Origin of the sequence: Bacillus cereus group sp. BfR-BA-01355 (genome assembly GCF_022663675.1) — a bacterium.
Classification (GTDB): Bacteria; Bacillota; Bacilli; order Bacillales; family Bacillaceae_G; genus Bacillus_A; species Bacillus_A thuringiensis_S.
Window position 1 is genome coordinate 45,273 of sequence record NZ_JAKUFY010000003.1, and the last position, 17,449, is coordinate 62,721.

Below are 17,449 nucleotides of genomic sequence, written 5' to 3' on the forward strand. Positions count from 1 at the left end.
TTATATAGATACAAAAAACTCACAATGAATAATTCCCATTCATTTTCTAACCTCTTTATGTTTATTATTGAATAGGCTCAAAGAAAAAAGCCTCATAATATGTTATACACGAATTTATGAGACTTTTAGAAAATTAATAGTGTACAATTTTAAATAATATTTCACTTATTTACATGTGCTAATAAGAGCATTTGTTTAAAACTCCTTTTTATACTCTTTACCAATTCATGAATATGCTGTTTCTCTAACATACTCAGATGGGAACCTGGCACTTGCATAGCGTATACTTCCCCTGATGTATATTCATTCCATCTGTTACAATCTACTAGTGGGTGAATGTCATTAATAGATGCATTAAATAGAAAGATATCTGCTTTTATTTTTTGTTTACAATTATATTTTAGGTATGCATATCTATTAGCTATCATTACTTTTAACTTATTCATCATTAGATCTTCAAAATTTTGCTGAAAACTATTTTCATTCAATTTAAATTTTTTCAGTAAAGATTCTATTAATTGTTCTTCACTCATTTGTTCAAAACTAATTTTCTCAATCCCTAACTGATCATTGAATTTTTCCAATTCTTCAAATGCATTCTTAATATTTAAACTAAGAATCTCCCTACCTTGTTCAATAGGATGAACATCAAGTAAACCTAGAAAACTAACTTTATCACCTAGTTCTTCTAATTTTCTAGCCATTTCAAATGCAACTATTCCTCCAAAAGACCATCCTAATAAGGTATATGGCCCTTCTTTTTTTACTTGTTTAATCTCTTCTATATATCTTACCGCCATTTCCTCTACAGATAAGTTTGGAAATCTACTATCATCATATCCTATAGATTGTAACCCATATACAGTCTTATCCTCTCCTAATTCTCTAGCCAAATCATAATAGTTTAATATACCCCCGCCTTGCCCATGAACAATGAACCATTGACTATCCTTGTTTGTTCCATTTTGAATTGGAATTAAACACTCACTGTCTATTCCTTTATTCCTACTTATTACATCACTTAATTGTTCAATAGTAGCCTTTTGAAATAATAAACTTAATGGCAGTTGCACATTAAACATTCTCTTGATATTTTCGAATAACTTTAGTCCCTTAAGAGAATGACCACCTAATTCAAAGAAATTATCATTTATACCAATATTATTTACGCCTAATATACTACTCCAAATATCAATTAAACTACTATCTATTTCATTTCTTGGTGGTACATAATTACTATTGCTTAGTGTATTTAGCTTCGGTAACTTACTTCTATCTATTTTCCCATTTTGTGTTAATGGTATATTGTGAATTGGTATAAGTTGTTGAGGTATCATATAATGTGGTAACTTTGTTGCCAAATATGCTCTTACCTCTGGAATAGGAATATCTTTTTCGGTAACTACGTATGCACATAAATACTTTTCTCCAGCTTCATCTTCTTGATCTATTACTACGGCGGTTTTGATTGTCTCATATTTTAACAAACTCGCTTCTATCTCACCTAGTTCTATTCGATATCCCCTTATTTTTACTTGATGATCGACTCGGCCCAAGTATTCAATGTTACCATCAGGTAGCCACCTTGCTATATCTCCTGTTTTATATAGTTTCTCACCTGGTTCAAATGGATGATCAATAAATTTATCTGCTGTTAATTCTTTTCGATTGATGTATCCTCTAGCTAACCCTATGCCAGAAATACATATTTCTCCTGGAACACCTATAGGTTGTATCCTGCGAAATGAATCCAATATATAAATTTTAGTATTTAACAATGGCGAACCTATCGGTACGTTTTGTGTTGTAATTTCTTTATCACTCTCATATCGATAAGTTGTACAACAGACTGTAGCCTCTGTAGGTCCGTATCCATTTAATATTTGGAGGTTCCCCCTAAATAGATGATCGTATTTTGCGAGTAATTCTGTTTTAATTGGTTCTACTCCTACAAGTAGCTTATTTAACACTATCTTCTGGTTATCTCTAACAAAATAATCATATATTTCATTTAATAAAGTAGGTGGAATATATGATAACGTGACCTGTTCCTCAAGGATGACTTGTACAAGTTTTGGTACATCAAACTTCTCACCTTGATAAATAGTCATTCTTGCGCCATATACCAATGGGACAAATATTTCAAATATGGTAACATCAAAAGAGATGCTACTAGAGAATAGAACGTTATCAGATATTCCTATATCTTGAGAGAAATCTTCATACATTGCGCACAAAAAATTAGTTAAGGAACGATGTTCAATCATTACGCCTTTAGGTTGTCCTGTAGAACCTGATGTATAAATAACATACGCTAAGTTGTGAGGTTCTATCATCATTTGCATGTCTTCTCCTTGCTCTTCTTCAAAAGACATATCCATTAGATCTATTACATTACCTTGGAATTCTATCTCCTTTATAATAGAGTTTTGATGTACTAATACATGTGAACATCCACTGTCTATAAGCATATACTCCACTCTTTGTTTTGGTAAGTCAGTATCAATTGGTAAATACGCCCCACCTGCTTTTAAGACACCTAATATACCTATAACCATCTCGATGGAGCGTTCCATCATCACTCCAACAATGGATTCTCTTTTAACCCCTTGGTCTAATAACCTTCTCGCCAACCGATTAGCTTTTATATTTAATTCATTATATGTAATTCCTCTTTCATTACATACAAGCGCTATTTGATTAGGGTTCCGTTTCACTTGTTCTTCAAACATTTTATGCACTAAAAAATGATTAGAATTTGAATTCTCTTTTTTGTTAAATTCATTCATTATACAATGTTCTTCTTCTACAGATAACATATTAATATTACACAATCGTATTTTAGGGTTATTAGTTACTTCCTGAACTATATTTGTAAAATGTACCATTAACCTTTCTATTGTCTCCGCTTTAAATAACTTAGTACTATATTCTACTTTTAAATGAATGTTATCATCTATTTCCGTTGCTACTAATGACAAATCAAATTTTGAAACTGACTGCTTAAATTGATACGGTGTAAATTCTAATTCACCAATAGATATTGGATTCATATCCATGTTTTGAAAAACAAACATGGTATCAAATAATGGATTTCTACTTGTATCCCTATGCAAGTCTAAATCTTCTAATAGTTCTTCAAAAGGATAGTCTTGATTTTCATAAGCTTCTAGTGTATTGAGTTTTAATCTACTCAAAAACTCAATAAACTCATCGTCATTTTCTAGATAATTTCTCATTACCAAAGTATTAATAAACATACCAATCATATGATTAGTATCAGAATGAGACCTTCCAGCAATTGGTGAACCTACAATAATGTCTTCTTGACCTGTGTATCTAGATAAAAGTATGTTATAAATAGCCAATAAAATCATATATGGCGTGGTACCAGTTTCAGTTGCTAGCTTATTTACTTTAAAAGTTAAATCTGTTCCCAAATTAAAGGAACAAACCTTACCTTTAAAGCTTTGTATAGTCGGTCTTTGAAAATCGGTTGGAAAATTTAAAACCGGGAGTTCTCCTTTTAAAGTTGTTAACCAATAATTCTTTTGTTCACTAATTAGATTCTTATAGTAAGTTCCATTTTGCCACATCACATAGTCTTTGTACTGCACTCTCAATTTTGGAAGTTCATTTCCTTTATACAATTCTACAAACTCTTTTATTAATATCCCCATTGATAAACCATCAGAGATTATATGATGCATATCTACTACAAGGATATGTCTTTCTTCTGCTATCCTTAAAAGCAACACTCTTAATAATGGAGCTTTTGATAAATCAAATGGACTTATAAACTCATGTATTAAATAATCCGCATCTTTTTCATTTACATGAACGTATTTAATATTGAATTCTACATTAGGCTCAATTTTCTGCACTAATTCTCCATCTAAAATTTGAAAAGAAGTTCTTAATATTTCATGCCTTTGCATTAAAGATTGAAATATATTTTCAAACTTATCTTTACAAATATCCCCTTCTACTTGAAGTATTGTGGGCATATTATAAGTTGTATTTGTACCATCTTCGAATTGATCTACTATAAACATTCTCTTTTGTGACGTAGAAGCTAAATAATACTCTTGTTGTTTTATAGGTTCTATGGAAATATAATTACTTTTTTCCATTTCTAATATACATTTTGAAAAATCAATCAAAACAGGAAATTTAAATAGGGTTTTAATAGATAATTGCACATCAAATTCTTTATTAACAATAGAAATTAGCCTAGCAGCCTTTAATGAATGACCACCTATCTCAAAAAAGTTATCCTGTATTCCTACCCTTTGAATTCCTAAAACCTCTTTCCAAATCTCAACTAATTTTCTTTCTGTAGAATTTGTCGGCTCTATATGACTTGATTTTAAATTATAAGTAGGTTGAGGTAATTTTTTTCTATCTATTTTTCCATTTTGTGTTAACGGTATGTTTTGAATGGGTATGATCTGTTGAGGTATCATATAATATGGTAACTTTGTTGCTAAATATGCTCTTACCTCTGGAATAGGAATATCTTTTTCGGTAACTACATACGCACATAAATACTTTTCTCCACTTTCATCTTCTCGCTGCATTACTACGGCGGTTTTGATTGTCTCATATTTTAACAAACTTGCTTCTATCTCACCTAGTTCTATTCGATATCCCCTTATTTTCACTTGATGATCAACTCGTCCCAAGTATTCTATGTTACCATCAGGTAGCCATCTCGCTATATCTCCTGTTTTATATAATTTCTCACCAGGTTCAAATGGATGATCAATAAATTTATCTGCTGTTAATTCTTTTCGATTGATGTATCCCCTAGCTAACCCTATGCCAGAAATACATATTTCTCCTGGAACACCTATAGGTTGTATCCTGTGAAATGAATCCAATATATAAATTTTAGTATTTAACAATGGCGAACCTATCGGTACGTTTTGTGTTGTAATTTCTTTATCCGTCTCATATTGATAAGATGTACAACAGACTGTAGCCTCTGTAGGTCCGTATAAATTTAATATTTGGAGATTCCCCTCAAATAGATGATCGTATTTTGCGAGTAATTTTGTTTTAATTGGTTCTACTCCCACGAAAAGTTTATTTAACAATATCTTCTGATTCGCCCTTACAAAATAATCATATATTTCATTTAATAAAGTAGGTGGAATATATGCTAACGTGACCTGTTCCTCAAGAATGACTTGTACAAGTTTTGGTACATCAAACTTCTCACCTTGATAAATAGTCATTCTTGCGCCATATACCAATGGGACAAATATTTCAAATATAGTAACATCAAAAGAGATACTACTTGAGAATAGAACATTATCAGTTATCCCTATATCTTGAGAGAAGTCCTCATACATTGCACACAAAAAATTAGTTAAGGAACGATGTTCAATCATTACCCCTTTGGGCTGGCCTGTAGAACCTGATGTATAAATAACATATGCCAAGTTGTGAGGTTCCATCGTTATCTGCAAATCTTCTACTTGTTCTTCTTCAAAAGGAATATCCATTAGATTTATTACACTACCTTGGAATGCTACTCCCTTTATAATAGAGTTTTGATATGTTAGTACATGTGAACACCCACTGTCTGTCAGCATGTATTCCACTCTTTGTTTTGGTAAATCGGTATCAATTGGTAAATACGCCCCACCCGCTTTTAAGATACCTAATATGCCTACAATCATCTCAATAGAGCGTTCCATCATCACACCAACAATGGATTCTCTTTTAACTCCCTGGTCTAATAACCTTCTCGCCAACTGATTAGCTTTTATATTTAATTGCTTATATGTAATTTCTTTTTCATTACATACAAGCGCTATTTGATTAGGATTTTGTTTCACCTGCTCTTCAAATAATTGAGGAGCTGTTACAGTCTCACAAAGTAATGTTTTATAAACTCTAGTCGTATGATTGAAATCATATAATATTTGATTCTTTTCTGTTTTAGACATTACATCTAGATCCATTGCAGATTTATTTGGATCTTTCATTAATATATCTAAAATATTATATAAATGATTAATCATTCTACTAACTAATCCTTCACTATATAAAGTAGAATTGTAATCCACTTGAACCTTTAACTGTTCTTCATTTTTCATAAACCTAATAACCATATCAGAGTTTATTTTATCTGTACTCTCATAACAATGAATACCATCTAACATTACTATTGTATTTAATACGGGAAGATTATTACTCTCTCCATCTAGACTTAATAATTGAGTAAGTTTATTAAAAGGAAAATGACAATGTTCATTTGACTCTAAAATTGTTTCTTTAATTTTATATATTATTTCTTTGAAATTATCTTCTTGATTTATTTGAGTACGTAATAATAAAAAGTTGTTTTGAAAAACCGTCTCTTCTTGACTTTGCTTAAAAACTGGCATTCCAATTACTACATCATCCCTATCGGTATATCTACTTAAGAGATATTTCACACCTGATAATAAAATCGTGTACAGTAACATATCAGAATTATTGCTAATTGCTACAGCTCTCTTCGCAATATCCGATGGGAATTGACAATAATAACTTTCTTTAGAAGCCTGAATATTATTTAAAGACAGACAATCACAAGGAAATCTACTTAACTCAACATCACCTGATAACTTGTCTAACCAATATTCTTTTTCTTTTTTAAATTTTTCACTAGACAATAAAACCTGCTGGGTAAATTTATCAAGCATTTTTTCTTCCCACCATTCTCTATGATATTGATACTAAATACTACATATTTAGTGGTTATGTTCCCCATAGACCTATCCGTTTTATCATGAGGGGGCACAATCATACTCGTCATTGGGAGTTTTCTTCCTCAGTAATAAAACTTCCCAATGACGACCAATTAGATTGCTACTTTAGCGATAGAAGTTTCAGCATAAAGCATAGAAATACACTTTTCTCTTACTCAGATACATCTCTTAATTTTTTTACTTCACAGATTTTACCCTATCTAGTATTTTCATAATTAACTCGCCCACGATGTCAGCTTGATGTAGTAAAAACATATGACCACCATTAACTATTAGAAAATGAACCTCATTGCCCCATTCTACCCACTTCTTAGCCCCTTTTACTGTATAATTAGAGTCTGTTGTTCCACTAATAATGTATAGGGGCGCTTTCAACAATGTTGTGTCATTATTTATATAATTCTCAATGGCGCGAAAGTCTGATCGAATGACTGGAAGGATATAGTTTAAAAGCTCCTGATGTTGTAATACTTCATCCGGTAATCCTCCCAAAGACTTTATATAATCTATAAAGTCTTTATCATCTAAATGATTTGTTTTTCTTCTTATTTCTGGTGGATTCATAGCTGAGATAATAACATTTTTAGGATTTATACCTTTACTTTCTAAAATTTGAGCCATACGGTGAACTATAATTCCTCCCATGCTATGGCCAAATAATGTAACTTCTCCCTCTAAAATTGGTTGCATCTCCATTAAATATAAATTAACAAGATCATCTATGTTATCAACTAGTGGAGAAAGATTAGGACCATGGCCTGGAGGATCAAATGAAATAAGTTTTATATCTTTCGGTAAATAATTCTTTAAAGGTAAAAAAGAATTCGAATAGCCCCCAGCATAAGGAACACAAACCAAATATTTGTTACTATTCAATCCTGGCGATAAATCTTTCATTAATTTTCTCAAGTGACTTCTCCTTTATTAAATAAAATTTTCATCAAATAGTTGTTTAGTCAAACAAATTATCAATTTCTTCATCACTAAGGTTTAAGGTTTCAAAATCTGATGAAGTAAATTCTTTTGTTTGCATTTGACAACAGGATTGGATATATGTCTGCAGTCGTTCTAGATAATCTGAAAATAAATTTTCTACAAAATTCTTTTGAAAATGACTTGTACTAAATGTCACATGAATTTCTAAGCTTTTATTTTTAACCATGGCCACAATATCTAATAATGCAGTAATATGATTATCTTTTGATTGTTCACTGCCACTTTGATAATCAACAATAGTAAACCATCCATCCCCGAGAGAATTATCTATCTCTCCTAAATAGTTAAAACGAATTGTATTTTGAGTTAAATCTTTGCAAGAAGGAAACTTCTCTTTAAGAATTCCATATCCAATTCCCTTATTAGGTCTTTTACGAACCTCTTCTTTAACACTCTTTATTTGATTAGCAATATTATGCGAAACTTGTAATACAATAGGATACATTGTCGTAAACCACCCTACTGTACGTGAAATATCAAGATGCTCAAATAATTCCTCTCGACCATGACCTTCTAACTCAAATTTAATTTGATCTTGGTTTGTATATTTACCTAAATTTTCTGTCAATACAGCGAGTAACAACTCCATTGGCTGTGTATTGTAAGGCACATTTGCAGTAGTTAATAGTTTTCTTGTATCATCTGCATTCAATGTAAAGGTAAGAGTAGTACAACTTTCAACAGTACTATTTTCTTTTTCTCTATTAATTTGAAAATTATTATCTAGCGTGTTATCTATGGATTCCCAATAATCTAATTCAGCACGTACTAAATTAACTCCTCGACTATTTAAAGCTTCAGACCAATCTTGGAAAGAGTTAGTTTTTAATGGTAGCGATGGAACTTCTCCTAAATACAAGCTATTCAAACATCGGTTTGCATCTTCAATTAAAATACGCCAGGACACAGCATCAACAATAAGATGGTGTGCAGTTAATAACAACAACTGTTGATCATTTGAAAGCTGGAATAAGGCCCCTTTAAATAATGGTCCTACATTCAAATTTAAACTTCCTTTTAACTCTTCACCTTTTATATGAACTTGATTCAAAGCCATTTCAATTGGAATTTCAGACAAATCAAACATGGTAACCTTAGAATCAGCAATGGACATATCTTCGTCATAATAGAAGTAATCCTGCTTATCCTCATACCTTAGCCGTAACAAATCATGATGATGCATGATCGTATTTAACATCTCATTAACATATTCTTCTTTAACCGGCTTCTTCAAAGACAGTAATACCGATTGATTCCAATGATGCGGGTTCTTAAACTGTTGATCAAGGAACCAACGCATAATAGGAGTAGGCTCTACCTTTCCTGTTACCAATGTTTGTGAGACTGTAACATCTTTTTGTTTAACTAACATTGCTGCCAATTCACTTACAACTGGATAATTTAGTACATCTTTAACTCTAACTTTCCATCCCAGTTCTTGTAATCTAGCGCTCACTTGGATCGCTTTAATAGAATCTCCACCTAAATGATAAAAATTACTATGCAATTCGATTCTATCAGTCTGTAATATTTCCTTGAGAACTTCACTAACCATTCCAGTAACATCTTCATCTACTTCTTCTAAATGAGTATGGTTAGAACCGTTATTTAACATCGGATCTGGCAACGCTTGACGATCTACCTTTCCGTTGATAGTAAGCGGTAGCTGATCCATATAGATAAAAAATGAAGGAATCATATAACTTAGTAGCATATGCGAAATAAAACTGCGTATTTCTATATTTTGAACACTGTCTTTCAAAACAATGTAAGCAACTAGATGATTTGAATTATCCTCACCTTGCCAATTCACCACTACTACATCTTTAACAGACTTGTGTTGTAACAGTGCATTCTCAACTTCCCCTATTTCAATACGATATCCTTTAACTTTCACTTGAGAATCCATCCGTCCTTGATACTCGATTAATCCATTTGGCAACATGACAGCTAAGTCACCACTTCGATACATCTTCTCACTCGAAATAAATGGATTGGATAAAAAACGTTGCGCTGTTAAATCCGGACGATTTAAATAGCCTTTAGCTACCCCATCACCCGATATATAAATTTCTCCTTTTACACCAATAGGAACCGGCTGAAGATTCTTATCCAATAAATATATTTGAACATTATCAGCTGGTGTACCAATTGGTACGGATGCTCTTCGATCTAGATCTGGATCATATCGATGAATCATACATCCAACCACAGTTTCAGTTGGTCCATATTCATTAATTATTTCAACTTTACCGCTAAAAAGATCATATATCTTTTCGGCTACTGAGGTTTTCAAATCCTCTCCACCCACAATCAATCTGCGAAGAGATGAAACTCTTGGGGGTGAATAGTTATTTAACAATGCTAAATGTGAAGGCGTAACTTTCAACACTGTTACTACATTTTCCTTGAGTATTTTTGACAAAATAAACTCATCTTCATTATCATGATATATTACTAACAATAAACCACTTATTAAAGGAGTGAATATTGAAGTTACTGTTAAATCAAAAGAAACGGATGAATATAATGCAAAAACATCATTTTCACTACTAATATAGTTCTTTTTAGCCCAGGAAATATAGTTAACCAAACCACGTTGAGTGATTACAGTTCCTTTAGGATTCCCCGTGGTTCCAGAGGTATAAATTATATATATTGGATCATTTGGTGCAGTTACTAGGGTTAGATTGGCATTATCTCCTTCATAAAGTTTCTGATCACATATATTAATTTTCTCACCTAAATATTCTAAATTACCGTCATTTGTATAGTCAGTTAAAAGTAATATTGTGCCGCTATCATTCAAAATATAACGAATTCGGTCCTCTGGGTAGGAAGGATCTATAGGCAAATATGTACCTCCAGCCTTAATAACTCCCCAAATTGCAATTACTATCTCAAGTGAATGTTTAGCTAGTATACCCACGACTTGACCATTTTTGACTCCTTTTTCTCGTAACTTTCTTGCTAACTGATTAGATTTCTTATTTAATTCAAGATAAGTCATTGATCTATCAGCATGTTGAATTGCTATTTTTTCTGGTGTCTGTTTTACTTGTTCTTCAAATAATTCTTGAATAGTTTTTTCTTTCGGATACACAAAAGCTGTATTGTTAAATTTCTCTAACATAAACTTTTGCTCATCATCCGATAACAAAGATAATTCTTTTATCGATTGATCTTCATTACGTAAAACTTGTTCTATTAAAGCTAAAAACCTCTCATGCATACAATTGATTTGATCTTCTTCAAAATCCGCGACTTTATAATCATATTGAATTTCTAAGCCTTCATCTGCCCATTCCTTAATAACTAACTGCAATGAATAGGCTTGGTAACCACTGTAAAACTCCACGTTTTCTAAAGAAAATCCATCAATAGTATTTTTAAGTTTTGTATTATAGTAATTCACACTATATTGAAATAAACCATCGTATCCTTTACTAGTCAATTGCAAGTCTTTTACCAATAAGTTATAAGGATAACGCTGGTGAAATAGACATTGTTTTATTTCATGATTTACTCTTTTAATGAAAGATAGAACACTCTCATCTTCATCCACATTTAACCGCAACGGCATTGTACTAGTAAACATACCTACTATTTTCTTTTCTAGTACACCTGAACGATTTAATACAGGAGAGCCGATGATTATGTCGGATTGATCATACATTTTATGAATATAAATAAGCATAAAGGTTGAAAATAATGTATTCATAGATATTCTATGTTTTTGTATAAAAGACTGTAGAGCAACCGATTTTTCTTTTTCAATTAAAAATATCTTTCGTTTCCCTTCTAGAGAATGAGATGTTTTTGATAAAAAGAAATCTGGCAGATTCATAAATTTCTCATTCCAATAATTCTTATTTTTTACGTATCGAGGGGATTCCAGATATTTCTCCTCTGCTTGTAAATAAGACAGATAAGTAGATTCAACCGTATCATTTATATGCTCATCATTCTTTAACTTAGAGTAAAAATCGATAATTTGACTCGTCATAAGTTGGATTGTCCAACCATCAGCTATAATATGATGAAACTTAACAAAATAGGAGCTTTCTACATCACTTATTTTCAAGAGCACAAATTCAAACAGAGGGCCTCCTTCAAGTGGAATTTGTTTTTGAAATTCATCCTGGGCCCATTTTCTAGCTTCTAAACTTGGATTATGATGATTAGAAAAATCAATTAAACGTATTGGTGTAGGTTCAAATGGTGATATATATTGGTGGGGTTCTCTATGTTGTTGAAAAATCCGTAGACGTAAACCATCATTTTTCTTAATGAATAATTGAATTGCTTTTTCTAAAATTGTAAAATTAATTTCCCCATTAATAAGAACCATCCCTCCGATGTTATACATAGATGTGTTTGGATAAATTTGTTCATTATACCAAACTCTTTTTTGTGGATGCGTAAGAGAATGTTTTACAATTGTTTGTTGCATATTTCCACTTCCCCTCTATCCACATCCGTTGGTGTTTCCGGAAATTGTATATTAATATAGTGAGGATAAGGATTTATATTCTCAAGATTATGTTCTAAAATTAATATTCCATTTTCGTTGCTAGTTTCCTTAAATCCAGCTAATCGGTACGTAACAAACATCATACGGTTACGGTCAGTCTGTCGAAACTCAGCCAAAAAGCGTTTACCTGCCTGTTTTGTTCTTTCCATTAGATATGTGAGGAGTATAGTACCAACGCCACGGGACATTACACGACAAGACATGAGAAGAAGTTTTAGGCAGTCGGCTTCCTCCGTCCTTTTTACAAGTGTTAAACCAATCTTCCCATAGGAGCCATATTTATCTGATAACTCACAAACTAATAATAAATAATCTGGATGATTACGATAATAGTTTAATTCATCATAATCATAGGTAATACCAGTCGAATTTAATTGATTCGTACGTACTGTTAACTCCTCTGCACGCTGCAAATCTTCCTCACGAGCCTCACTAATCACAAAATTCATCCCAAGTGAAGCTAAAAATTCTTCTTTTGGGCCTTCATATTCTTCTTCATCCTTCGTTCTCTTAAGATTTTCTAAATACATCAGTCTTCGACGACCTGAATCTTCTGTAATTCTTTTTGGTTGTAGTCGTGGCAAGTCTAATAACGACTTATATTCATTTACATGTATACACAGAATATCATTATGAACACTCTGTACTTCTTCTAATTCAAAAGGTTGGTCATCAATGAACGCAAAAGTATCAATACCTATGTTTAAATTTTTTCTAATTTTCTCAATGGAACTAGATTTAGAGTTCCAATGAATCTCCGGATATAAAAAATACTCTTCTATTCCAAATTCCCGTAATTTAGCTATTGCATCTTCGTAGTTATTTTTACTAGCAACTGATTGCAGTATTCCACGTCGATCTAATTCACATATAATTTCATAAATTCCAGGTTTTAAAGTAACTGTACCACTCTCTAATAAAACACCATCCCAAATTGTACAATCTAAGTCCCAAACAACACATTTAATTTCCTTACTCATGATAATGCCTCCTTTGTTTTATTCACTTTCACAGTTCCCATCTCCATCACTATAAGCTTATCTGCCAAATGAAAATATTGATCGTCGTGAGTAATAGCAATAATACATTTACCCTTCGCTCGCATTTGAGGTAACAATTCTTCATAAAAGAAGCGTCTATAACCAGGATCTTGATCCGCTGCCCATTCATCAAATAAAAGTATAGGTCGATCTTCCAAATACGTAACCAGCAATGCCAACCTTTTCTTTTGTCCAGTTGATAGTTGCGTAGTAGTAAAGCGCCCATCCTCAATGCCAACCTTGTCACTCAGTTGGAGAAGTTCTAAATAATGATCGATTTCTGCTTTCATTCCTTCTGTATTAATTCCATATAGCCTATCAAAAACATGAAAATCACTCAGGATAGCTGAATAGTATTGATTCAATTCCTCTGGAGCTATTTCTTTTCCATTTAATAAAACGTTACCTTCATTAGGTTCATATAACCCAGTAATCAGTTTTGATAAAGTAGATTTTCCGCTCCCATTACCACCAGCAATAAAGACTATTTCTCCAGAATTAAACTCCATGTCTATCGGACCAATACCAAAACCAGTAAAATCTCCATCTTTATTCTTATACTTATAACTTACATTTTGTAGCTGCAAACAAATTGGCACATCTAAGTACTCTTTTGTTGTCGCGATTTGCTCATTTGCCTTTATATGATCTACACTCTTCACCATTTGTTGAATACGTTGCCAAGAAATACGTACATTTACGAGCTGAGGGATACCGCCCAGTATTTCATTAACTGGACCTGTCATATACAGAAAAACGATTACATAGTTACTTATCGTCTCTTTCGGCATATTAACAAAAATTTCTGGAAATACGAAAACTACAATACCAATAACAAAAATGAATAATAGTTCTCCCAGAACAAACACATTTGCAAATTTAATATCTCCTATCGTTCGTTTAACACGATAGTTATTACAGCTTTCATTCATAACTTCTCGAAAATCGTTTCGTTTTCCAGTATGAAGCCTAAGCTCTTTGAAACCATGCCTTAGATCACCAATCAAACGAAAATATACATTCTGAATATCTCTTGTTTCATTCCAAACTTTATCTGCTTGTCGTCCGATCAAAGAATATACCCCTGCAGTAATAAAGATGATACACAAGGATAGTAAAAAGGCATACATATTCATTACACCAAGATAGAGAAAACAAAATAGTAACGTTAATAAACTTGTTCCAGCAGTAACTAATAGATTGAGAGAACGAGAGATAACTTCCGTATCGTTATTTAATGTCGCCTCTATTCGGCCCTTCTCAATCAACTCCAATTTGTAATAAGGAGTCTGTAACAACTTATCTGTTAATTCCATCCTTTTTTCATAAACTAGCTCGTTTGTATACGATACAATGCTAGTTCTAATAATACGTTGTGAAAAGACATACATAACGATTCCAAGTACAAAGTAAAACAACAAGCCATTTTCCAAATTATTTGATCTAACAAACGTTTCATTAATCACAAAAATGAGAAAGGCATTACCAAATCCTGATATTAATCCCAAAACAATTAAAGTCAAAAGCGACTTTCCCTTTTGTCTTGGAAAACAAAGATTTAAGAATGTATGGATAACATAGGCCAAACCCCCCCCACCAATTGCATATATTGCAAGTACAACAGTTGAAGGAGCCCAAACTTTTATAAATGCCCACGGAAGCCCTCCAAACAAGAGATTTGGTAGTTGATAAAGTGCATAAATCATTAGCCCATATATCGCAACAACTAATACCATATGTAACCATGTTTTTCCCGTTGGTAATATAAATTTTCTTTTTCTAAAAATAATCTCCCTGATTAAATGAAATAACATGACCAATAACGTTAGTAAACACAAAGATGAGATCACAAATAAGGCTGTTCCTATTTGATCCGTTTTCTTATATTCATCATAGAGTAACGGTTTAACTTCTTTATCTATCATCATATTTAAAAGACTGCTACCGATATAGTAAGTGTAATTACTATTCAGATTTGCTAATACTACGACCCCTATCTGTTCCTCATCACGGAAACCAATATACGATGAATAATTTGGGTTACTTCCACCATGTGAAATTTCCCCTCCACCACTTTGATAGACCTCCCATCCAGCTGCATATGAAGCTCCATTGTTATCTGGGGCAACCTTTCTATTCGCTTTATGAGAATCGTTAATTAATTCCTCCGGAAACATCCTAGACTTTTCAACCCCAAGCTGTATTTTTAACCATCTTTCCATATCATTTATATTTGAAATAAAATATCCAGCCGGTGTATTCCCCCTATAATTAGGAGCGTCATAGGGTAATGATTGTAAGAAATTACGCTTGTAACCTTGGGCCATGTTATCTAATGGGGCCATCTCACGTCCAGCGTATGTACTCAATAAATCCAACTTTGATAGCACATGCTCTTGAACATATCTTTCAAATGATTGATTAGTTGCCTTCTCGATTACTAAGCCTAATAGATCGTAGTTAACCGTAGAATATTCAAAACTGCTACCCGGCTCTCGGTTTAGTCCTATTGGCATAACATTTCTAATTGTTTTCTCAATAGAATCTTTGCCATTGGTTATAGGAATATATCCAATGGCCTTTTCCGGTATTCCACTAGTATGGTGTAATAAGTCATAAAGTGTAATTTCATAAGGTTTGCCTTTATACTCCTTTTCAAACCATGAAACATATTTAGTTAAAGAATCACTAAGTTTAATTTTCCCTTCTTTTTCTAGCTGCAATACAGCTAATGCCGTAAAAGCTTTTGAAGTAGAACCTAGCTCGAAAAGCGTCTCATTCGTAACTTGACGTTTTTTGTCTGTATTGGCATAGCCATAATTCTTCTTATAAATCGTTTCGTTTCCTTTTACAATTACTACTGAAAGTCCAGGAATACCCGCTTGAGATAGTTGTTCTTCTATATGCTTCTGTATTTTCTTCTCATTAAACTGTACTGTTTCCTGTGCATCCACCTGTCGATAAGGGAGTACTATTAAAGTCATTAAAATGATAAACTTCAACCATACGTTTAACTTCATATTTTTAGCCCTCTTTTAGTTAACTTGGATTAACTTTTCAATTTTCTTTTTAAATGGTTGCACAACATTTTGACCAATACGTTCAATTTCATGCTCACTAATCTGAGAAGTAATAAGAAAATAATTTGCCCCTATTTCCCAAAAATCAGTTAACGTCGAGATGACTTCCTCATAGCTACCAACAATAGAAATTGAATTAGATGGGTTAACTAAACTTAGACCTCCCCAAAGATGATCATCTATCCACATACTATCTTTTGTAATTAAATCTTTGTATCGGCGAAGTCCAACAGAATCTGCATTATCTAAAAATAGCTTAGTCATCCTCTTTAAGGCTGCTGGTGTTCTCTCAAGTAATTCATATGCTTCTTCATATGCTTCTTCCGAAGTCTCACGAGCAATGATGTCTACTAAAATAGCACATGGAATTTTCTCGCGCCCATATTGCTTAGCGTAATTATTAACTGTTTGATAGTGTTCTCTAAGACTTTTGCGGTCTGTTGCATAAAGTATATAAGCATCACCATACTCTGCAGCTATTCTCATTGCCTCCTCGGAGGACCCCGCTACAAAGTAGCGGGCACTTCGAGAGAGATCTTCCTTTGGATAAATATCACTATTTTCTACTTGATAAAACTCACCTTTATAGCTAGTTACTCCTCGTCTTAATTGTTGTAACAGCTCAATATATTCTTTTGTCCTAGCATATCGGACATGGTGCGGCTCTGGTAATCCATCACGCGCAAGGACAAGCGAGGCACTACCAGTTACAATGTTAATATCTGCACGATTACCAATTAAACTATTTAAAGTATTCAATGCTTTTGCTGTTACAGTAGGAAGCATCTGGTTTGTATTTTGTGCAACCAAAATCTTTACAAACTCCGTATTCATTCCAATCATAGACGCTGCTATCATTGGATCAACAGATGTTGGCGCAATGGAAACCAATACCGAGTCAAAGTTATTCTTCTCAGCTCTTTTAGCTTGATTAACATATTCCTCTAGAAGTTCTTTTGTTTGTGGTGTTGGAATAACAGGTAATCCCCAGCAAAACTCAACTTTTGACGGAACTACTTCTTTATTACTCATGTT

General features: G+C 32.8%; 6 protein-coding genes. All 6 read right to left on the minus strand.

From position 1 onward, the window contains the following. Positions 1-161 precede the first annotated feature (161 nt). Positions 162-6,698, minus strand: a complete 6,537-nt coding sequence (locus MR167_RS01960) for an amino acid adenylation domain-containing protein (protein WP_242313782.1) — start codon at positions 6,696-6,698, stop codon at positions 162-164. Positions 6,699-6,941: 243 nt separating this feature from the next. Continuing rightward, positions 6,942-7,673, minus strand: a complete 732-nt coding sequence (locus tag MR167_RS01965) for a thioesterase II family protein (RefSeq protein ID WP_240523724.1) — start codon at positions 7,671-7,673, stop codon at positions 6,942-6,944. Between the two features lie 43 nt (positions 7,674-7,716). Further along, positions 7,717-12,213, minus strand: coding sequence for an amino acid adenylation domain-containing protein (locus MR167_RS01970; protein ID WP_242313784.1), 4,497 nt, complete (start codon positions 12,211-12,213; stop codon positions 7,717-7,719). Next, positions 12,195-13,274 (minus strand): HAD-IIIC family phosphatase, encoded by a 1,080-nt coding sequence (locus MR167_RS01975; protein WP_000031543.1) that lies wholly within the window; start codon positions 13,272-13,274, stop codon positions 12,195-12,197. The genes MR167_RS01970 and MR167_RS01975 overlap by 19 nt, the downstream gene beginning before the upstream one ends. Next, positions 13,271-16,354 (minus strand): cyclic peptide export ABC transporter, encoded by a 3,084-nt coding sequence (locus MR167_RS01980; protein WP_242313786.1) that lies wholly within the window; start codon positions 16,352-16,354, stop codon positions 13,271-13,273. The genes MR167_RS01975 and MR167_RS01980 overlap by 4 nt, the downstream gene beginning before the upstream one ends. A gap of 15 nt (positions 16,355-16,369) precedes the next feature. Then, positions 16,370-17,446, minus strand: a complete 1,077-nt coding sequence (locus MR167_RS01985; protein WP_086398249.1) for an LLM class flavin-dependent oxidoreductase — start codon at positions 17,444-17,446, stop codon at positions 16,370-16,372. Positions 17,447-17,449: the final 3 nt, after the last annotated feature.

Excerpts from the sequence above, each read along its gene's own strand:
- MR167_RS01960 (WP_242313782.1), bottom strand. The coding sequence starts at position 6,698 with ATGCTTGATAAATTTACCCAGCAGGTTTTATTGTCTAGTGAAAAATTT.
- MR167_RS01970 (WP_242313784.1), bottom strand. The coding sequence starts at position 12,213 with ATGCAACAAACAATTGTAAAACATTCTCTTACGCATCCACAAAAAAGA.
- MR167_RS01975 (WP_000031543.1), bottom strand. The coding sequence starts at position 13,274 with ATGAGTAAGGAAATTAAATGTGTTGTTTGGGACTTAGATTGTACAATT.
- MR167_RS01980 (WP_242313786.1), bottom strand. The coding sequence starts at position 16,354 with ATGAAGTTAAACGTATGGTTGAAGTTTATCATTTTAATGACTTTAATA.
- MR167_RS01985 (WP_086398249.1), bottom strand. The coding sequence starts at position 17,446 with ATGAGTAATAAAGAAGTAGTTCCGTCAAAAGTTGAGTTTTGCTGGGGA.